This is a genomic window from Microlunatus capsulatus (genome assembly GCF_017876495.1).
GTDB classification, from domain to species: domain Bacteria; phylum Actinomycetota; class Actinomycetes; order Propionibacteriales; family Propionibacteriaceae; genus Microlunatus; species Microlunatus capsulatus.
The window spans coordinates 3,313,649-3,331,642 of record NZ_JAGIOB010000001.1; the positions used below are offsets into that span (position 1 = coordinate 3,313,649).

Genomic DNA, 17,994 nt, shown 5'->3' on the forward strand with positions numbered 1-17,994 from the left:
ACCTCAGCCGCGGCTGCGGGCCAGCAGGCGGGCGAAGGGCACCACGGCCTCGGGCGCAGCCCCGTCGACGGGCTCCGGCGCCCGCGGCGCGGGGCGCAGCAGGTCGACCAGCTCGCCGGCGGCGCGGGCGACGCGCGCGTCGAGCGCCCCGCCGTCGGCCCAGTCCTCGGTGGCCGCGAAGACGCCCGTCGGCACGACCACGGCCCGCAGGTGCGCGAACAGCGGCCGCAGCGCGTGGTCGAGGGCCAGCGCGTGCCGCGCCGAGCCGGCCGTGGCCGCGACCAGCACCGGCTTCCCGGCCAGCGACTCCGGCGGCAGCACGTCGAAGAACGTCTTGAAGAGCCCGCTGTAGGAGGCGCTGAAGATCGGCGTCACCACCACGAGGGCGTCGGCCTGCTGCACCCGCTCCTGCACACCGGCCAGGGCCTCGGTGGCGAACCCCGTCAGCAGCTGGTTCGTGAGCTCGCGGGCGTGCTCGCGCACCTCGACGACCTCGAGCTCGACCGCCCCGCCGCGGGTGCCGGCCGCCGCCTGCACGGCGGCGGCCAGCCGGTCGGCCAGCAGCCGCGTCGACGAGGGCTGGCTGAGCCCCGCGGTCACCACGACGACCCGGGTCACCGGGCCACCGCCGCGCTGCCCGCGCCGACGAGCTCGGCGTCGACGTCGGATCCGTCGAGGGCCTCGGAGCCGTCGTCGGCCGGGACGCCCTCGCGGAGCGTGCCCGCCCGCAGCGCGGCGAGCCGGGCGGCGTGGGTGGGGCCGTCCGGGACGTCGGCGGGGCGCAGGGCGTCCATCTCGCGGCGCAGCACCGGGACGACCTCGCCCAGCAGGTCGAGCTGCTCGAGGACCGTCTTGAGGGGCAGGCCAGCGTGGTCGGCGAGGAACAGCTGGCGCTGGTAGTTCCCGAAGTGCTGGCGGAAGGTCAGCGTCTTCTCGATGACCTCCTGCGGGCTGCCGACCGTCAGCGGGGTCTGGCTGGTGAACTCCTCCAGCGAGGGCCCGTGGCCGTAGACCGGGGCGCGGTCGAAGTAGGGCCGGAACTGGCGGACGGCCTCCTGCGAGCTGCGGGCCATGAAGACCTGCCCGCCCAGCCCGACGACGGCCTGGTCGGCGCGGCCGTGGCCGTAGTGCTCGAAGCGCTGCCGGTACAGGGCGACCAGCTGCTGGAAGTGGTGCGTCGGCCAGAAGATGTGGTTGGCGAAGAAGCCGTCGCCGTAGAACGCGGCCTGCTCGGCGATCTCGGGACTGCGGATCGAGCCGTGCCAGACGAACGGCGGCAGCCCGTCGAGCGGCCGCGGGGTGGAGGTGAAGCCCTGCAGCGGGGTGCGGAACTCGCCCTGCCAGCTGACGACGTCCTCGCGCCAGAGCCGGTGCACCAGGTCGTAGTTCTCGACGGCGAGGGCGATCCCGTCGCGGACGTCCTGGCCGAACCAGGGGTAGACGGGGCCGGTGTTGCCGCGGCCCATCATGAGGTCGACGCGGCCGTCGGCGAGGTGCTGGAGCATCGCGAAGTCCTCGGCGATCTTCACCGGGTCGTTCGTGGTGATCAGCGTCGTCGACGTCGACAGGATGATCCGCTCCGTGGTGGCGGCGACGTAGCCGAGCATCGTGGTGGGGGAGGACGGCACGAACGGGGGGTTGTGGTGCTCACCGGTGGCGAAGACGTCCAGGCCCACCTCCTCGGCGTGCTGGGCGATGGTCACCATCGCCTTGATCCGCTCGGCCTCGGTGGGGGTCCGACCGGTCGTCGGGTCGGTGGTCACGTCGCCGACGGTGAAGATCCCGAACTGCATGGTGCGCTCCTCTGGTGTCGTAGATAGTTTAGCGTTCAACTATCTGACCCGTCCAACGGGTGACCGGTCCCCGCTATTCCGTCGTTACGCTCAGCCCAGCGCGCGGACCACCGCGCCGGTGGGAGGCGGAGATGAAGTACGACGACCGGGCCGGGCTCGACCCCTCGCAGATGGGTGGCGGCAGCCGACGCCCCAGCCCCGCACTCGCCCTCGGCGGCGGGGCCGGCGCGATCGTGGTGATCGTCATCGCCCTGCTCTTCGGGGTCGACCCGGGGCAGGTGCTGCAGGGCGGGGCGGGACCCGCACCGGGACCGGCCACCAGCACGCCCTTCGCCCAGTGCACGAGCGGCGCCGACATCGGTCGGGACCGCGACTGCCGGTTCGTGGCCTTCACCAACTCGATCCAGGCCTACTGGGCCGGCGCCGACCCCGGCTACCAGGAGATCGACGTCGACACCTTCGAGGGCAGCGTCAGCACCGGCTGCGGCGCGGCGACGTCGGAGGTCGGGCCGTTCTACTGCCCGGCCGACACGACGGTGTACCTGGACCTCGGCTTCTTCGACCAGCTGACCACCCAGCTGGGGGCCCGCGGCGGCGACGCGGCCGAGGCCTACGTGCTGGCCCACGAGTTCGGCCACCACGTGCAGAACCTCGACGGCACGATGGCGGAGGTGCAGGGCAGCGGGCAGGGGACCGGCCCGACGTCGGCGGGCGTCCGGCTGGAGCTCCAGGCCGACTGCTACGCCGGTGTCTGGTTCCACCACGCCGTCGACGACCCCGACGACGCCATCAGCGAGGTCAGCCAGGACGACCTGGACCGCGCTGTCGACGCCGCCGCGGCGGTGGGTGACGACCGGATCCAGGAGAAGGCCCGGGGCCAGGTCACGCCGGAGTCGTGGACGCACGGATCGGCCGCCCAGCGGCAGCAGTGGCTGCAGCGCGGGTTCGACACCGGCGACCCGGCCCGCTGCGACACCTTCGCCCGCGACGCCCTGCGCTGACCCGGGGTCCGGGACGGGCCGGCGGTCCGCTCCGGGGTCGTCAGGACAGCGTGTAGTCGAGGTTCTCGTCGTCCAGCCGGGTGTCCTTCGCCGCGTCGAACCGGGTGTCCCCGTCGTCGGCGAAGAGCACGACCTGCAGCTCGCCGGTCGCCGGCACCGGGGTGTCGAGCGTCACGGTCAGGGGGCCGGGACCCAGCGGGGCCGAGCCCAGCAGCTGGTCGCCGCGGTAGACGGCGACGAAGCCGTTGCCGTCGGGGGTGCTGGCCGTGGCGACGGCGACCGTGCGGCCGTCGCCGCTCTGGTCCTCGACCTCCAGCTCGTCGCCGGTCCCGCTGGAGGCCTCACCGGCCGACGGGCCGCCGGAGGTGGAGGCGCTGGGGTCGGCCGACGGCGAGGTGCTCGTGGTGGCGCTGCCGGTGCTCGAGGGGCTGGGCTGCGCGGTGACGACGGGGGACAGCGGGGTCTCCGAGCCCGCTCCCTCGGGCTCGCCGACCTCGTTGGCGCCGCACGCGGCGAGCACCAGCGCGGCGGCGGCCGTGCCGAGGAGGAGGGGGACCCGGGACGTCAGGGAGGTCATGCCCCCATGTAACCAGCCGGGTCCGCGCCGGCGGGAGCGGGGCGGGCCGCTCGGGCGGTCCGCCCGCGGTCGTCGGTGCGGCGGCTCAGCGGACCCGGTAGTCGAAGTCGTCGTCGACCGGGTCGGCGGCCTCGTCGGCGTCGTCGTCGGGCTCCACCACGCGCGGGTCAGCGTCGGCGTCGAAGCGGCCGTCGCCGTCGTCGCCGAACAGCACGGCCCGGTACTCCCCGGTGGCGGGGATGCGCTCGTCGAGGTCGACGGTCAGGCCGCGGCCGCTGCCCACCTCGGCCGAGCCCAGCAGCTGGCCGTCCCGGGTGTAGACGGCGACGAAGCCGGTGCCCGAGGTCAGCCGGACCTCCTCGACGGCGACGCTGCGGCCGTCGCCGCTCTGGTCCTCGACGTCGAGCTCGGCCCGGTCGTCGTCGACGGTCGGACCGCCGGAGGCGCTGGGCGCGCTGCTGGGGCTGGCGCTGGCGCTGGGGCTGGCGGTGGTCGGGTCGGCGGAGGGGGCGGCGCTGGTGGTCTCGGCGGAGGGGGCGGCGGCGGAGGTGGCCGGTGCCTCGGGGGCGGGGGCGGCGGGCTCGGCGTCGTCGCCGCAGGCGGACAGCAGCAGGGCGGCCGCGGCGGTGCCGGCGAGCAGGGCGGAGGTCGTTCGTGAGGTGCGCATGGGGACCACTCCACGTCAGCCCCGTGAGCCCCCGGTGAGACGCCCATGAGGGTGGTCTCATCCGGGGGGGGGGCGGGGGCTCAGCCCACCCGCGGGACCAGCCGCTCGTCGGCGTAGCGGTCGAACAGGGCGAGGAAGGAGTCGAGCGTGCGGTGGTGGGTGGTGAAGCCCGCCAGCCGGCTCTTGCTCATGTCGGTGACCACCTCGATGTCGCGGCCGAGGTCGGCGTCGGTGTGCCACCACGACGCCACCCGCGCCAGGTCCGGCTCGACGAGGTCGTGCGCGGCCACGATCTCGGCCCAGACCGGCCCGGCGTCGGCCATCTGCTGCTCCAGCGGGCGCGGGGCGCCCTCGAAGCCGACGGGCTCGACGCCCAGGTGCGCCGCGAGCCGCGGCCACATCCAGCGCCACCGGAAGACGTCGCCGTTGACGGTGTTGAAGGCCTCGTCCGCGCCGGCCGCGGTGGTGGAGGCCCAGACCATCTGCTCGGCGAGCACCGTCGCGTCGGTGACGTCGGTCAGGCCGTTCCACTGGGTCTCGCTGCCCGGGAAGACGAACGGCCGACCGGTGTGACGGCAGATCGCCGCCTGCGCGGCCAGCGTCAGCCCCATGTTCATGGCGTTGCCGACGGCGTACCCGAGGACGGTGTGCGAGCGGTGCACCGACCAGGTGAAGCCGGCCTCGGCCGCCGCGGCGAACAGGGCGTCCTCCTGCGCGTAGTAGAAGTTCGGCGCGTCCAGCCGTGGCTCGTCCTCGTGGAACGGGGTGTCGGGCATCGCACCCTGGCCGTAGGCCTCGAACGGGCCGAGGTAGTGCTTGAGCCCGGTCATCAGGGCGGCGTGGACCAGCGGGGCGGGCCGCAGCGCCGCGAGCAGGTCGCGCACCATGCCGCCGTTGACGGCGATGTTCTCCGCCTCGGTCGGCTGCCGCAGCCAGGCCGTGAAGTAGACGTGGGTGGGGCGCTCGTCGGCGAGGGCGGTGGCCAGGGCGTCGGCGGAGGTGAGGTCCGCGGCGACCCAGCGCAGACCGGGTCGCTCGGCGCCGGGGCGGCGGGCCAGGCCGGTGACGGGCCAGCCCTGCGCCAGCAGCTGGTCGACGATCGCGGCGCCGGCGATGCCGGTGGCGCCGACGACCAGGGCGGAGCGGTCGGTGGGGTCAGGGGTGGGGGCGTCCATGCTGGACGCAACACGGCCCGGGCGGGATCATTCCCGCCCGGGCCGCGCCGGTCACCTCAGCTCAACCGCAGGTCACGCCCGTGGCGTGCACCGGGCAGTAGCCCGCCGGGTTCTTGTCGAGGTACTGCTGGTGGTAGTCCTCGGCGTAGAAGAAGTCCGGCTGGGGCTTGATCTCGGTGGTGATCTGGCCGAAGCCGGACCGGCTGAACTCCACCTGGAAGTCGTCCCGCACGCGCTGCGCCACCGCCAGCTGCTCGTCGCTGGTGGTGTAGATCGCCGAGCGGTACTGCGTGCCGACGTCGTTGCCCTGGCGCATGCCCTGGGTGGGGTTGTGGTTCTCGAAGAACACCTTGAGCAGCTGCTCGTAGCTGGTCTTCGTGGGGTCGAACACGACCTTGACGATCTCGGTGTGGCCGGTCCGCGCGCTGCAGACCTCCTCGTAGGTCGGGTTCGGGGTGTAGCCACCCGCGTAGCCGGCGGCGGTGTTCACCACGCCGGGGGTGTTCCAGTACAGCTTCTCGGCGCCCCAGAAGCAGCCGAGCGCGAGGTAGGCCACCTCGGAGCCCTCCGGCTCCTTCTGCACGGGGATGCCGAAGACGTCGTGGAAGGTGGGGTCGACCAGGACCGAGCGGCCGCGGCCGGCGAGGGCCTGCTCCGGCGCGATCAGGGTGGTCTTCATCCGGGAGAACAACATGGGGTCAGTCTGCCTCTCTGCACAACCGCTGGATGCGGCCCGCTCCTGCTCAACGTCGGCCCGGCCGCCCCTTGTTCCGACCGGTCAGGACCACGCGGGGTCGGGGCACCGGCAGGGTCGGGCAGGCCGGCGGCACCTAGGCTCGGGGCATGAGCGACCAGGGCTTCTCCACCCGTGCCATCCACGCCGGCCAGCGTCCCGACCCCGGCAACGGGGCGGTGGCGCCCGCCATCTGGGCGACGTCCACCTACGCCCAGGACGGCGTGGGCGGCCTCCGCGACGGCTACGAGTACTCGCGCTCGGCCAACCCGACCCGGACGGCGCTGGAGCAGTGCCTGGCCTCGCTGGAGCAGGCCGACCACGGCTTCGCCTTCGCCAGCGGGCTGGCCGCCGAGGACACCCTGCTGCGGACGATCGGCCGGCCCGGCGGGCACGTCGTCATCCCCGACGACGCCTACGGCGGCACCTACCGCACCTTCGCGCGGGTGCACGAGCCGTGGGGACTGGGGTACACCCCGGCGGCGCTGACCGACCTGGACGCCGTCCGGGCGGCGATCCGGCCCGGCGAGACCACCGCCGTCTGGGTGGAGACGCCGACCAACCCGCTGCTCGGCATCGCCGACATCGCCGCGATCGCCGACCTCGCCCACCAGGTGGGCGCGCTGCTGGTGGTCGACAACACCTTCGCCTCGCCCTACCTGCAGCAGCCGCTGACGCTGGGGGCCGACGTCGTCGTGCACTCCACGACCAAGTACTGCGGCGGGCACTCCGACGTCGTCGGCGGGGCCCTGCTCACCTCCGACGCCGAGCTGGCCGAGCGGCTGCGCTACTTCCAGAACGCCATCGGCGGCGTCGCCGGGCCGTTCGACGCCTGGCTGGTGCTGCGCGGCCTGCGCACCCTGGCCGTCCGGATGGAGCGGCACTGCGACAACGCCGCGCAGGTGGCCGCCTTCCTCGTCGAGCACCCGAAGGTCAGCCACGTCTACTACCCGGGCCTCGACTCCCACCCCGGCCACGCGGTGGCCGCCGCGCAGATGCGCCGGCCCGGCGGGATGGTCAGCTTCCGGGTCGCCGACGGCGAGGAGGCCGCCGTCGCCGTCTGCGGCCGCACCGAGGTGTTCACCCTGGCCGAGTCGCTGGGCGGGGTGGAGTCCCTCATCGAGCACCCGGGACGGATGACCCACGCCTCGGTCGCGGGGACGCCGCTGGAGGTGCCGTCGGACCTGGTGCGGCTGAGCGTCGGCATCGAGGACGCCGACGACCTGGTCGCCGACCTCGCGCAGGCCCTGGGCTGAGCCCGCGCCGAGGTGTCAGACGCTGCGGGGGCCAGGGCCGCCACCGCTTCTGACAAGTCGGTTCAGAGGGACCAGTCGACGGGCGCCGCGCCCTGCTCCACCAGCAGCGCGTTGACCCGGCTGAAGGGCCGGGAGCCGAAGAACCCGTTCCGGGCCGAGAGCGGCGAGGGGTGCGCGCTGGCCACGACGGGCACCGCGCCCAGCCGCGGGGCGAGGGCCTGGGCGTCGCGGCCCCAGAGCAGGGCGACCAGCGGCCCGCCGCGCTCGACCAGGGCGTCGACGGCCCGCTCCGTCACCTGCTCCCAGCCCTGCCGCCGGTGCGCGCCCGAACGGCCCGGCTCCACCGTCAGCACCCGGTTGAGCAGCAGCACGCCCTGCTCGAACCACGGCGTCAGGTCCCCGTGCGCGGCCGGCGGCAGGCCCAGGTCGTCCTGGAGCTCGCGGTAGACGTTGACCAGCGAGCGGGGGAGCGGTCGGACGTCCCGGGCGACGGCGAAGGACAGCCCGACGGGGTGGCCGGCCGTGGGGTACGGGTCCTGGCCGACGACGAGCACCCGCACGTCGGCGAGGGGCCGGCTGAACGCGCGCAGGACGTGCCCCGGCGCCGGCAGGAAGGACCGGCCGGCGGCGACCTCGGCGGCCAGGAAGCGCTCGGCGCGCGCCCGGTCGGCGTCCGCCGGGGCCAGCGCGGCCGCCCAGTCCGGCGCGGGCACCGGGCCCAGGGCGGGGGGTTCAGCGGGCGGGGTCCCAGCGGGCGGGCGGTCAACGGGCGGGCGGTCAGCGGGCGCGCGGTCAGCGGGCGGGGGCACGGTCCTCCTCGACGGGCGCGGTCCGCGGCATCCGCGCCGAGGCGCCCGCGCCGACCAGCAGCAGCGCCGCCCCGACGGCGAAGGCCACCGGGTAGGAGAACGAGTCGGCCAGCAGCCCCGCGACCAGCGGGCCGACGATCGCGCCGACGTCGGCGCACATCGAGAACACCGCGACGGCGGTGCCACCGCGGCCGCCCGCCGCGTCGCCGACCGAGGCCGCGGGCGCGGTGCCCAGGAAGGCCGCCGCCACCCCGTACAGGCTCAGCGCCACGATCAGCAGGCCGATCCCGGGCGCGAACGGCACCGCGAGGATGGACAGCCCGGCGAGCACGCCACCGGCGATCATGGCGGGCCGGCGGCCGACGGTGTCGACGAACCGGCCGGCCGGGCCGACGGCCAGCGTCTGGGCGACGGCGGCCACGGCGAAGGCGATGCCGGTCCACGACGTCGGCCGCTGCAGCACCTCGACCACCAGCACGGGGACGAGGGTGCTGCGGACCCCGAACGAGGTCCAGCCCTGCGCCAGGTTGGTCACGCAGGCCGCCTGGTACCGCTTGTCGCGGAGCACCTGCCGGAAGGGGACGACGGGCAGCACGGGGGCGTCCCCGCGCTCGCTCCGGACCCGCAGCAGGACCAGGCCGACCGCGCCGGCCACGGCCAGGGTGCCGGCGTAGAAGAAGAACGGTGCCCGCAGGGCGATGGCCGAGAGCACGCCGCCGATGGCGGGCCCGGTCATCCCGCCCAGCAGGAAGCCGCCCTGGAAGAAGCCGGCGGCCCGGCCGCGCAGCCCGGCCTCCACCGAGGTCAGCAGCAGCGTGGTGGCCGAGACGGTGAACATCGCCGAGCCGACGCCGCCGATGCCGCGCAGCACCAGCAGCTGCTCGTAGGTCTGGGAGATGCCGGCCACCCCGCTGGAGGCGGCCACGATGAAGATGCCGACCGCCATCACCAGCCGCTCCCCGAACCGGTCGATCAGCCGGCCGCAGAAGGGGCTGGTCACCAGCCGCAGGGCGGCGAACGCCGAGACCACGGCCCCGACGGCGAAGTTGTCGACGCCGAAGCTGCGGGCGAACACGGGCAGCACGGGCACGAGCACCCCGAACCCGACGGCGACGCAGAAGGCGATCAGCCCCAGGACGTAGACCTCGCGGGGGAGCCCGCCCGAGGCGCGGAACCGGGAACGGAGCCGCTCCGGGAGGCGGTCCCGGGGCGGGGGCGGGGCAGGCACCGGCCCAGTGTGCCCGCACCGGCGCGGCCGGCGCCCGCCGAGGGGGCCCGCGGACGCGGCGGTGAGGCGGGCACCGGTCGGATACCGTGAGCGCGGCACCGGGCACGGACGAGGAGACGACGCGTGGGACGCATGAACAGGGTGGTCGACGCGGTCTTCGGCCGCCGACCGCTGCCGGCGGTGGAGCCGGCCCCGCCGGTGGTCGAGCCGGCGCAGGCCGAGGTCGCGACGACGACGACCGCGGACTTCGACCGCGCGGTCCCGCGCGGGCTGCAGGTGGCGGCGTCCTGGGCCTGGCGGCTCATCGTCGTCGGCGCGCTGGTCTACTTCCTGAGCCGCGTCGCCGGCTACCTCTCCGAGGTCGTCATCCCGGTGGCCATCGCCATCCTGCTCACCGCGCTGCTGGCCCCGGTGGCCCGCCGGCTGCGGCGCTGGGGCGTCCCCGGCGGTCTGGCCACGGCCATCACCGTGCTCGGCGGCATCGCCGTCATCGCCGGCGGGCTGACGCTGATCGTCAACTCGATCGTCAACCAGGCCTCGGAGCTCTCCACCCAGGTCGTGGCCGGCTTCAACAGCGTCGTCGCCTACCTCGAGCGCAGCCCGCTGGGCCTCAGCAGCGACTTCTTCCAGTACGACCAGCTGGTCACCCGGCTGCAGAGCTTCCTCAGCGACAGCCAGGGCGCCATCGCCACCTACGCCGCCGAGATCGGCGCGCAGGTGGGGCACTTCCTGGCCGGGCTGGCCATCGCCCTGTTCTCGCTGATCTTCTTCCTGCACGACGGCCGCGGCATCTGGACGTTCCTGCTGCGCTTCTTCCCCGCCCAGACGCGGGACCGGGTCGACCAGGCCTCCGTGCGCGGCTGGCACGCGCTCTCCCACTACGTGCGGGCGACGGTGATCGTGGCCCTCGTCGACGGCATCGGCATCCTCATCGGCGCGCTGGCCCTCGGCCTCCCGGTGGCGCCCGCGCTGGCGGCCCTGGTCTTCCTCGGGGCGTTCATCCCGATCATCGGGGCGTTCGTGTCGGGCTTCGCCGCCGTGGCCGTGGCGCTGGTGGCCGTCGGCTGGGTCAAGGCCCTGATCATGCTCGGCATCATCATCGCCGTCATGCAGGTGGAGGGCCACATCCTGCAGCCCTTCATCCTGGGCCGGGCGGTGAAGCTGCACCCGCTCGCGGTGGTGCTGGCCATCGCCGCCGGGCTGGTGGTGGCGGGCATCGTCGGCGCCCTGCTCGTGGTGCCGATGCTGGCCTTCGTCAAGACCTTCGTGGAGTACCTCAACGGCACCCACGAGCCCCAGCTGGCCCGCGCCCTGCGGTGGCCGGCGGGCCAGCGGCGCGGCTGACCCCCGGGGGACCGGCCGGCGGCGGACCGGCTAGAGCGCCGAGCCCTTCGCGAACGTCTTGTACGAGATGTCCCAGTCGGCGTAGCCGTTGCCCTGCTCGAGGCCCCGGTCGGTCCCGGTGGTGACCACCGGGTCGCCGATCAGGGTGTTCTCGTAGAGCCACTGCGAGTCGGCGGTGCTCATCCCCACGCAGCCGTGGCTGGCGTTGCGGCGGCCGAGGTTGCCGGCGTTCCAGGGCGCGGAGTGCAGGAACTCCCCGGAGTTCGTGATGCGCAACGCGTACTTGGCGACCAGGGTGTAGTCCTCCTCGGCCCCGATCATCTCGTTGGTCATCTTCTTGTTGAACTCCTTGGCCATGATCAGCTTGGTGCCGCTGCGGGTCTCCCAGCCGGGCTTGCCGCCGGAGACCGGGATCGTCCGCACCTTCTCGCCGTCGCGGTAGACCGTGGCCACGTCCTTCGCCAGGTCGACCTTCGTGACCAGCGAGCGGCCGACCGTGAAGGAGGTCGAGGCCGACTGCTGGCCGTAGATGCCGTCGCCGGCGTCGACGCCGTTGAGGTCGGCCCGCACCGTCACCTGGGTGCCCGGCTTCCAGTACTCCTCCGGGCGGAACCGCACCTGGGTGGAGGAGAGCCAGCTCCAGCTGCCCTCCTGCGCCGGCTTGGAGGTGACGTGCAGGTTCTTCTCGAACGCCGCGCGGTCCTCGACGGGGACGTCGAAGGTCAGCACCACGGGCATCCCGATGCCCACCTTGCTGTCCGGCAGCGGGTAGAGGCTGGGGAAGGTCTGCTCGGCCAGCGTGAGCTTCTGCGTCCGGAACGTGGTGGTCCGGGTGGTGGTCTCGTCGGCGGCGTTGGCGCCGGTCATCGACAGGGTGTAGGTCGCGGACGGCTCGAGCCGGTCCTCCGCGGTCCAGGTGGTGCCGTCCTCGCTCAGCTCGCCGTCGACGGTGCCCTTGGTCGCCGCGCCCTTGGCGTCGACACCCTGGTAGCGGAGCTTCACCTTCTCGACGGTGCCGGCCGCGGCCTCGACCTCGACGCGGGTGTCGACGGCCACCTTGCTGGCGTCGTCGGCGACGTTCGCCTCCAGCCGCACGGGCTCGGTGGTGGGGTCGGGGCTGGGGGCGTCGGCCGGCGCGGAGCTGGCGGCGGGAGCCGGCGCGCTGGGCCCGGAGGAGGACGTGCCGCCCGCCTGGCTCGTCGGGAGCCCGCTGCAGCCGGCCACGACGGTGGCGAGCAGGACGGTCCCGGCGAGCCCGGTCAGCAGGGTGCGGGTGCTGGTCGGCATGTGCTTCCTTCGGTCGGCGACGTGCGGGCCGCGAGGCCCTGGCGGCTGGCCTCGGTCGGGAGCCACCGGTGCGGTGCGGCGACGGCCCGCACCTCCACAGTGCCATCTGGAGGGGGGTCGTGTCGCGTCCTCGGCGTGCCACCACCCGGGTCGCCGGACGGGCCGGCGACCGCGGGCGGCGGTCAGGTCGAGGCTCTCCTACTGTGCCACGGCGGGCAGCTCCTGCTGTGCCGCGGCGGGCGACGGCGCCCCGCTGGACGCGGCCGGCTCGGCCTCGGGCGACGGCTCGGGCGCCCGGCCGGCCAGCGGCTTCTCCTTCATGGCCAGCGCGACGACCAGCGCCACCACCATGAAGGGCACGGCGACCAGGAACAGGTCGTCCATCGAGCGGGTGAAGGCCGTCAGCACCCAGGTCTTGACGGGTTCGGGCAGGCGTGAGATGGCGCTGACGTCGTTGATCGAGGCGCTCGCCGCCCCGAGCTGGCCCTGCGCGGACGCCGGGACGACCTCGGCCAGGTGGTGCGGCAGCCGGGTGTTGAGGATGGCCCCGAACATCGCCGTGCCCAGCGCCCCGCCCATCGAGCGGAAGAAGGCGACGGACGCCGTGGCGGTGCCCATGTGCCGCCGGTCCACGCTGTTCTGCACGGCGGTGACCACGACCTGCATGGTGAGCCCCAGCCCGGCGCCGAAGACGAACATGTAGAGCGCGAGCAGGACGTAGGGGGTGTCGACGGCGAGCCGTGACATGGCCAGCAGGGCCAGCCCCACCAGCACCGAGCCGGTGATCGGCATCCACTTGTAGCGCCCGGTCGAGGACATGATCCGGCCGCCGCTGATGGAGGTCGAGAAGATGCCGGCGACCAGCGGCAGCATGGCCAGGCCCGAGCGGGTGGCGCTCATGCCCTGCACGGCCTGCAGGTAGATCGGCAGGTAGATGAGCCCGCCGAACATGCCGACCCCCATGATCATCGCGAAGACGATGTTGCCGGTGAAGGTCCAGTGCCGGAACAGCTCCAGCGGGATGATCGGCTCGCTGGCGCGCTGCTCGACGAGGATGAAGGCGCCGACGAGGACGACGGCTCCCACCAGCAGGCCGAGCCCGGTCACCGAGGTCCAGCCGAGGTCGGCGGCCGTGGAGGGGCCGGCCCAGGACAGGTAGAGGATGACGCTGGTGACGGCGCCGATGATCGTCGCGGCCCCCAGGTAGTCGACCGAGGCCTGCCGCCGGACGTGGTGCAGCTTGAGCGCCATCGACGTGATCACCAGGGCGGCGATGCCGATCGGCAGGTTGATGAAGAAGATCCACTCCCACCCGAGGTGGTCGGTGAACAGCCCGCCCAGCAGGGGACCGGCCACCGACGAGACGCCGAAGACGGCGCCGAAGAGGCCCTGGTACTTGCCGCGCTCCCGCGGCGGGATGACGTCGCCGATGACGGCCAGCGCCAGCGACATCAGGCCGCCGCCTCCCAGGCCCTGGACGGCGCGGCCGGCGATCATCACGTCGATGCCGGAGACGTCGAGCCAGCTGGCGATCGGGGACGCGAAGCCGCAGATCACCGAGCCCAGCAGGAAGACGAGGATGGCCGCCTGGAAGATCGGGCGGCGGCCCAGCAGGTCGGAGATCTTGCCCCACAGGGGGGTGGCGGCGGTCGAGGTCAGCAGGTAGGCCGTGACGACCCAGGACAGCTTGTCCAGCCCGCCCAGCTCGGAGGTGATCTTGGGCAGCGCGACGCCGACGATGCTCTGGTCGAGCGCGGCCAGGAACATGCCCGCCATCAGCCCGCCCATCACGACGAGGATCTGCTTGTGGCTCAGGTAGCCGCCGCCCTCGGCGGGGGCGGTGCCGGGGTCCGGCGAGGCGGAGAGGCTGGCCGCGGGTGCGGCCGCGTCCACCCCGTCGCGGAAAGCGTGGCGGGGGCCGGTGGGCTCCTCCACCAGCGCCCGGCGTGGGACGTGCTGGGTCATGCGTTCTCCCGTTCTGCTGCGAGGTCGTCGATGTCGGAGACGAAGCGCCCGAGGAGCCGGTCCAGCTCGGCGACGTCGTCGGCCTCCCAGCTCCCGAGGGCGCGGCGCAGCAGCGTGCGGCGGCGCTCGAAGGCGTCGTGCAGGCGGCTGCGGCCGGTGTCGGTGAGCTGGAGGCGGTGGGCCCGGCCGTCGTCCGGGTCCGGGGTGCGCTCGACGAGGCCGGCGCGGTGCAGCTGCGCCACGTGCCGGGAGACCGTCGAGGTGTCGAGGTTGGTGCAGCCGGCGAGCTCGGTGACCCGGAGGGGCCCCTCGGCGGCGATGTTCTTCAGCAGCCAGAACAGGCCGGGGTCGAGGTCGTCACCGGCCACCCGCTGCCGCATGCTGCGGCCCACCGTCATCAGGGCGCCGAGCACCGAGTCGACGACGGCCGTCGTGCTGTCCTCACCGGCCGGGGCTTTTGCTTGCATGACCCAAGCATATAACTGCTTGCATGACGCATGCAAACGCCCGGCGGGGTTCTGCGGACCCCGCCGGACCGTCGTGGCAGGGTGACCGGACAGGTCGCGCGAGGTGAGGAGTGGTCGATGGGGACTGGGTCGCAGGGGAGTGCCGCGGAGTTCGCCCGGCGGGTGCGCGGGCGCGAGGCGGTGCTGGGCTACTGGGTGGCCCTCGACGCCCCGCCCGCCACCGAGCGGCTGGCCGCCACCGGCTACGACCTCGTCGTGCTCGACGCCCAGCACGGCCTCATCGACGACCGGGCGGTGCTCGCCGGTCTGACCGCCGTCGACGCCGGCGCCTCCGTGCCCGGCGCACCGGGCGCCGTCGGCGTCGTCCGGGTGGCGGCGAACGACCCGACGCCGATCGGCCGGGCCCTCGACCTGGGGGCGGCCGGCGTCATCGTCCCCCTGGTCAGCTCGGCCGCGGAGGCGGCCGGCGCCGTCCGGGCCGCCCGCTACCCGCCCGACGGCGTCCGCTCCTTCGGCCCGCTGCGCTCGGGCCTGCGGGTCGGCCCGGCCCCGGCGCAGAGCAACGCGGCCGTCGTCGTGCTCACCATGGTCGAGACCGCCGGCGGGTTGGCCGAGGTCGACGCCACCGCCGCGACGCCCGGGCTCGACGGCCTGTTCGTCGGCCCGAACGACCTGCGGCTGGCGCTGGGGGCGCCCACCCCGGACGACCCGGCCTTCGACGAGCAGCTCGAGGCGGCGCTGGTCGCCGTCCGGGAGGCCTGCGCGGCGGCCGGCATCGCGGCCGGCATCTTCACGACGTCGGGGGAGGAGGCCGCGCAGCGGCTGGCCGAGGGCTTCAGCTTCGTCTGCGTCAGCGGTGACCTCGCGCACCTGGAGCGCGCGGCGCGCGACGAGCTGGCCGTGGCCCGGGCCGCGCTCGGCTGAGGTCGCGCGCGCCGGCGACCGCGGAGGGTAACCCCTCCGAAACCGGGTGCGCCGGGATTTCTGCCGGGCCAGCCTGGTCCGCGGTCCCGCCCCGGGACCGGCCGGCGCCGCCGGCGGAGGAGAGGACGACGTGGAGACGATCAACAGCCGGTTGCTGAGCTGGGCCTCGGTGCTGGACGAGAAGACGCGGGCGCAGGCCGAGACCACCTCCACCATGCCGTTCATCCACCCGCACGTGGCCCTGATGCCCGACGCCCACCTGGGCCTGGGCGCGACCGTCGGCTCGGTGATCCCGACGCTGCGGGCCCTGATGCCCGCCGCCGTCGGGGTCGACATCGGCTGCGGGATGATCGCCGTCCGCACCCAGCTGCACGCCGACGACCTGGCCGGGCGCCCGCTGGCACCGCTCCGCGAGGCGGTCGAGGCGGCGGTGCCGCTCTCGGCCGGTCAGCAGAACGAGCGGCTGACGGCGTCGGCGCAGGCGCGCGTCGCCGAGCTGGAGGCCGTCGAGGGCGTCGACCCCGACGCCCGGCACCGGGCCTGGCGCCAGCAGCTGGGCACGCTGGGGTCGGGGAACCACTTCATCGAGGTCAGCCTCGACGAGCAGGACCGGGTCTGGCTGTTCCTGCACTCCGGCTCGCGCGGGGTGGGCAACCAGATGGCCCAGCACCACATCCGGGTGGCCGTCGCGGCGATGGAGCGCTGGTGGGTGCGGCTGCCCGACCGCGACCTCGCCTACCTCGTCGAGGGCACCCCCGAGTTCGACGCCTACGTCGCCGACCTGCACTGGGCGCAGCGCTACGCCCTGCTCAACCGCGAGGAGATGATGGATCGGGTCGTCGGCTGCCTCGAGGTGTTCGTCGGCACGCCGGTGCAGGAGCAGGAGCGGATCAACTGCCACCACAACTTCACCGTGCAGGAGCGGCACTTCGGGAAGACGGTCTGGGTGTCGCGCAAGGGCGCCATCGAGGCGCGCGAGGGCCAGCCGGGACTCATCCCGGGCTCGATGGGGACGGCCTCCTACGTTGTCGAGGGGCTGGGCGACCCCGTCGCGCTCTGCTCGGCCCCGCACGGGGCGGGGCGGGCGTACTCGCGGACCGCCGCCCGGAAGGCGTTCACCCGCGAGCAGCTGCGCGCGGCCATGACCGGCATCGAGTTCCGGGACTCGGCGGCTTTCCTGGACGAGATCCCGGCCGCGTACAAGGACATCGACCAGGTGATGGCCGACGCGGCAGCGCTGGTCCGGGTGCGCCACACGTTGCGGCAGATCGTCAACGTCAAGGGGGACTGAACCGGGTGGACACCCCGGCTCGACCCTGAGGATGTAAAGCGGACCCTTCCGAAGAGGAAAGGTCCGCTTTACATTCTTCTCATGACCGAACCGAGCATGACCGCGATCCTCACCGAGCTCGCGGCCGGACGCATCGACGCCGCCGAGGCGGCCCGCCGGATCGACGCGCTGAAGAGCGCACCCGCCCCCGCCCCCGAGCCGACGTCGGGGACCGAGCCGACGGACGAGGAGCTCGCCGCCGACCCGCGCGTCGACACCGAGCCCTGGGCGGCGGCCGCGGACCGCCCCCAGCACGCCACCGTCGCGACCGAGCGCTTCGACGCCCCGGCCGCCCCCACCCCGCCCCCCGCCCCCGAGCCGCCGCGCGCCGAGCCCACCGGGCCGAAGCCGGTGAACACCAGCGGCGTCGAGCGGATCTCGGTCCGCGCCGTCGGCCGCCGGGTGCGGATCATCGGCGAGACGGCGGTGGCCACGCTGGCCGCCGACGGCCCGCACGTGCTCCGCCGCAACGGCGCCGTCCTGGAGGTCTCCAGCGACGGCGAGCTGGGCGCCAGCCTCGACGGCTTCAGCATCCTGCGCGGGGTCCCCCGCAACCTGGAGGACATCCGCGCCCTGGGCCTGGGCAAGGAGCTGCTGCTCCGGGTCAACCCGGCCATCGTCGTCGACGTCGAGATGACCGCCGGCAACCTCAACACCGAGCGGGTGCCGCACCTGGGGAAGGTGCGGGTGACCGCGGGCGGCGCCAAGCTGCTGGACGTCACCGAGATCAACGACGCGCTGATCCAGGCGGGCTCGGCGACGATCAAGGGCGCGATCAAGACCGGCCGCAACCGGATCCGCGCCGAGTCCGGCTCGCTGTCGATCACGCTGCACGACGACTCGAACGTCACCGTGACCAGCGACTCCCAGCTGGGCAGGGTGAGCTGGAGCGGGGGCCACACCGGGGCGGGCGACGAGGTCGTCATGGGCAACGGCAGCGCCCGGCTCGACGTCGAGGTCGTCATGGGGCACGCGCAGGTGCGCGTCGGCTCCGACACGGTGACCGAGGGGGCCGGCGCGTGAGCGAGCGTCCCCGTCGGGGCGCCGTGCACGAGCACCGCGCCCCCGCCGACTGCCCCGTCTGCGGCGACCGGCTGGCCGTCACCCGGCTGGGCTGCGGCTCGTGCGGGACCGAGCTGGCCGGCGTCTTCACCTCCTGCGCCTTCTGCGCGCTCGACGCGTCGGAGACCGAGATGCTCAACGTCTTCCTCGCCTCGCGCGGCAACCTGCGCGACCTGGAGAAGCACCTCGGCGTCTCCTACCCGACGGCCCGGCTGCGCTTCAACCAGCTGCTGGAGAAGCTCGGCCTCGCCGAGCCGCCAGCAGCGCCCACCGCGCTGACCCGGGAGCAGGTGCTGGCCGAGGTGGCCAGCGGCGCCCTCGGCCCGGAGGAGGCCGCCGCGCTGCTCGCGGACCTCTGAGCCCGGACGCACGACGG

General features: G+C 74.2%; 18 protein-coding genes. 7 read left to right on the plus strand and 11 right to left on the minus strand.

The genetic code is table 11. The annotated features are described in order from the left end of the window. Nucleotides 1–3 precede the first annotated feature (3 nt). Both JOF54_RS15330 and JOF54_RS15335 read right to left on the minus strand, forming a co-directional pair. The gene (locus tag JOF54_RS15330) at nucleotides 4–618 is read right to left on the minus strand and encodes a CE1759 family FMN reductase (RefSeq protein ID WP_210057383.1); all 615 of its coding nucleotides are present in this window, start codon (nucleotides 616–618) and stop codon (nucleotides 4–6) included. Beyond that, the gene (locus JOF54_RS15335) at nucleotides 615–1,793 is read right to left on the minus strand and encodes an LLM class flavin-dependent oxidoreductase (protein WP_210057385.1); all 1,179 of its coding nucleotides are present in this window, start codon (nucleotides 1,791–1,793) and stop codon (nucleotides 615–617) included. Before JOF54_RS15335 ends, JOF54_RS15330 begins: the two co-directional genes overlap by 4 nt. Before the next feature lie 131 nt (nucleotides 1,794–1,924). Here JOF54_RS15335 and ypfJ point away from each other — a divergent pair, with 131 nt between their 5' ends. Then, the gene (ypfJ, locus tag JOF54_RS15340; RefSeq protein ID WP_210057387.1) at nucleotides 1,925–2,794 is read left to right on the plus strand and encodes a KPN_02809 family neutral zinc metallopeptidase; all 870 of its coding nucleotides are present in this window, start codon (nucleotides 1,925–1,927) and stop codon (nucleotides 2,792–2,794) included. A 40-nt stretch (nucleotides 2,795–2,834) separates the two neighbouring features. Here the strand turns inward: ypfJ and JOF54_RS15345 are convergent, their stop codons facing one another. The 4 genes from JOF54_RS15345 to msrA all read right to left on the minus strand — a co-directional run bounded on the left by JOF54_RS15345 (nucleotide 2,835) and on the right by msrA (nucleotide 5,907). After that, nucleotides 2,835–3,371, minus strand: a complete 537-nt coding sequence (locus tag JOF54_RS15345) for a DUF7282 domain-containing protein (RefSeq protein ID WP_210057389.1) — start codon at nucleotides 3,369–3,371, stop codon at nucleotides 2,835–2,837. 85 nt (nucleotides 3,372–3,456) lie between these two features. Further along, nucleotides 3,457–4,038: a DUF7282 domain-containing protein gene (locus tag JOF54_RS15350; protein ID WP_210057391.1), complete on the minus strand. Its 582-nt coding sequence runs from the start codon at nucleotides 4,036–4,038 to the stop codon at nucleotides 3,457–3,459. An 80-nt stretch (nucleotides 4,039–4,118) separates the two neighbouring features. Next, nucleotides 4,119–5,213 carry an SDR family oxidoreductase gene (locus tag JOF54_RS15355; protein WP_210057394.1) on the minus strand — a complete coding sequence of 365 codons (1,095 nt, stop codon included), beginning with the start codon at nucleotides 5,211–5,213 and terminating at the stop codon, nucleotides 4,119–4,121. Nucleotides 5,214–5,274: 61 nt separating this feature from the next. Then, entirely contained in the window at nucleotides 5,275–5,907 is a 633-nt protein-coding gene (gene msrA / locus JOF54_RS15360; RefSeq protein WP_210057395.1) for a peptide-methionine (S)-S-oxide reductase MsrA, read from the minus strand. A 149-nt stretch (nucleotides 5,908–6,056) separates the two neighbouring features. Here msrA and JOF54_RS15365 point away from each other — a divergent pair, with 149 nt between their 5' ends. Then, entirely contained in the window at nucleotides 6,057–7,202 is a 1,146-nt protein-coding gene (locus JOF54_RS15365) for a cystathionine gamma-synthase (RefSeq protein WP_210057397.1), read from the plus strand. A gap of 62 nt (nucleotides 7,203–7,264) precedes the next feature. Here the strand turns inward: JOF54_RS15365 and JOF54_RS15370 are convergent, their stop codons facing one another. Beyond that, entirely contained in the window at nucleotides 7,265–7,924 is a 660-nt protein-coding gene (locus JOF54_RS15370; protein WP_210059603.1) for a uracil-DNA glycosylase, read from the minus strand. A gap of 70 nt (nucleotides 7,925–7,994) precedes the next feature. Beyond that, nucleotides 7,995–9,239: an MFS transporter gene (locus JOF54_RS15375; RefSeq protein WP_210057400.1), complete on the minus strand. Its 1,245-nt coding sequence runs from the start codon at nucleotides 9,237–9,239 to the stop codon at nucleotides 7,995–7,997. 132 nt (nucleotides 9,240–9,371) lie between these two features. Between JOF54_RS15375 and JOF54_RS15380 the strand changes: the two genes are divergently transcribed. Then, nucleotides 9,372–10,583 (plus strand): AI-2E family transporter, encoded by a 1,212-nt coding sequence (locus JOF54_RS15380; protein WP_245360286.1) that lies wholly within the window; start codon nucleotides 9,372–9,374, stop codon nucleotides 10,581–10,583. A 30-nt stretch (nucleotides 10,584–10,613) separates the two neighbouring features. Here JOF54_RS15380 and JOF54_RS15385 read toward each other — a convergent pair whose 3' ends face one another. From JOF54_RS15385 to JOF54_RS15395, 3 genes are all read right to left on the minus strand, one after another. Continuing rightward, complete coding sequence (locus JOF54_RS15385) at nucleotides 10,614–11,870, minus strand: L,D-transpeptidase (RefSeq protein ID WP_210057404.1); 1,257 nt, start codon at nucleotides 11,868–11,870, stop codon at nucleotides 10,614–10,616. A gap of 198 nt (nucleotides 11,871–12,068) precedes the next feature. Beyond that, entirely contained in the window at nucleotides 12,069–13,835 is a 1,767-nt protein-coding gene (locus tag JOF54_RS15390) for an MDR family MFS transporter (protein WP_210057406.1), read from the minus strand. Then, complete coding sequence (locus JOF54_RS15395) at nucleotides 13,832–14,302, minus strand: MarR family winged helix-turn-helix transcriptional regulator (RefSeq protein ID WP_210057408.1); 471 nt, start codon at nucleotides 14,300–14,302, stop codon at nucleotides 13,832–13,834. Before JOF54_RS15395 ends, JOF54_RS15390 begins: the two co-directional genes overlap by 4 nt. A gap of 117 nt (nucleotides 14,303–14,419) precedes the next feature. On the opposite strand from JOF54_RS15395, the gene JOF54_RS15400 reads away from it, so the two are divergent. From JOF54_RS15400 to JOF54_RS15415, 4 genes are all read left to right on the plus strand, one after another. Then, nucleotides 14,420–15,226, plus strand: a complete 807-nt coding sequence (locus JOF54_RS15400) for an HpcH/HpaI aldolase family protein (protein WP_210057410.1) — start codon at nucleotides 14,420–14,422, stop codon at nucleotides 15,224–15,226. A gap of 130 nt (nucleotides 15,227–15,356) precedes the next feature. Then, the gene (locus JOF54_RS15405) at nucleotides 15,357–16,517 is read left to right on the plus strand and encodes an RtcB family protein (RefSeq protein ID WP_210057418.1); all 1,161 of its coding nucleotides are present in this window, start codon (nucleotides 15,357–15,359) and stop codon (nucleotides 16,515–16,517) included. Nucleotides 16,518–16,598: 81 nt separating this feature from the next. Further along, nucleotides 16,599–17,579 carry a hypothetical protein gene (locus JOF54_RS15410; protein WP_245358140.1) on the plus strand — a complete coding sequence of 327 codons (981 nt, stop codon included), beginning with the start codon at nucleotides 16,599–16,601 and terminating at the stop codon, nucleotides 17,577–17,579. Further along, the gene (locus tag JOF54_RS15415; RefSeq protein ID WP_210057420.1) at nucleotides 17,576–17,977 is read left to right on the plus strand and encodes a DUF2089 domain-containing protein; all 402 of its coding nucleotides are present in this window, start codon (nucleotides 17,576–17,578) and stop codon (nucleotides 17,975–17,977) included. Before JOF54_RS15410 ends, JOF54_RS15415 begins: the two co-directional genes overlap by 4 nt. Nucleotides 17,978–17,994: the final 17 nt, after the last annotated feature.

Coding starts and splice junctions, on each gene's coding strand:
- JOF54_RS15335 (WP_210057385.1), bottom strand. CDS start 1,793: ATGCAGTTCGGGATCTTCACCGTCGGCGACGTGACCACCGACCCGACG.
- ypfJ (WP_210057387.1), top strand. CDS start 1,925: ATGAAGTACGACGACCGGGCCGGGCTCGACCCCTCGCAGATGGGTGGC.
- JOF54_RS15345 (WP_210057389.1), bottom strand. CDS start 3,371: ATGACCTCCCTGACGTCCCGGGTCCCCCTCCTCCTCGGCACGGCCGCC.
- JOF54_RS15350 (WP_210057391.1), bottom strand. CDS start 4,038: ATGCGCACCTCACGAACGACCTCCGCCCTGCTCGCCGGCACCGCCGCG.
- JOF54_RS15355 (WP_210057394.1), bottom strand. CDS start 5,213: ATGGACGCCCCCACCCCTGACCCCACCGACCGCTCCGCCCTGGTCGTC.
- msrA (WP_210057395.1), bottom strand. CDS start 5,907: ATGTTGTTCTCCCGGATGAAGACCACCCTGATCGCGCCGGAGCAGGCC.
- JOF54_RS15365 (WP_210057397.1), top strand. CDS start 6,057: ATGAGCGACCAGGGCTTCTCCACCCGTGCCATCCACGCCGGCCAGCGT.
- JOF54_RS15380 (WP_245360286.1), top strand. CDS start 9,372: ATGAACAGGGTGGTCGACGCGGTCTTCGGCCGCCGACCGCTGCCGGCG.
- JOF54_RS15385 (WP_210057404.1), bottom strand. CDS start 11,870: ATGCCGACCAGCACCCGCACCCTGCTGACCGGGCTCGCCGGGACCGTC.
- JOF54_RS15390 (WP_210057406.1), bottom strand. CDS start 13,835: ATGACCCAGCACGTCCCACGCCGGGCGCTGGTGGAGGAGCCCACCGGC.
- JOF54_RS15395 (WP_210057408.1), bottom strand. CDS start 14,302: ATGCAAGCAAAAGCCCCGGCCGGTGAGGACAGCACGACGGCCGTCGTC.
- JOF54_RS15400 (WP_210057410.1), top strand. CDS start 14,420: ATGGGGACTGGGTCGCAGGGGAGTGCCGCGGAGTTCGCCCGGCGGGTG.
- JOF54_RS15410 (WP_245358140.1), top strand. CDS start 16,599: ATGACCGAACCGAGCATGACCGCGATCCTCACCGAGCTCGCGGCCGGA.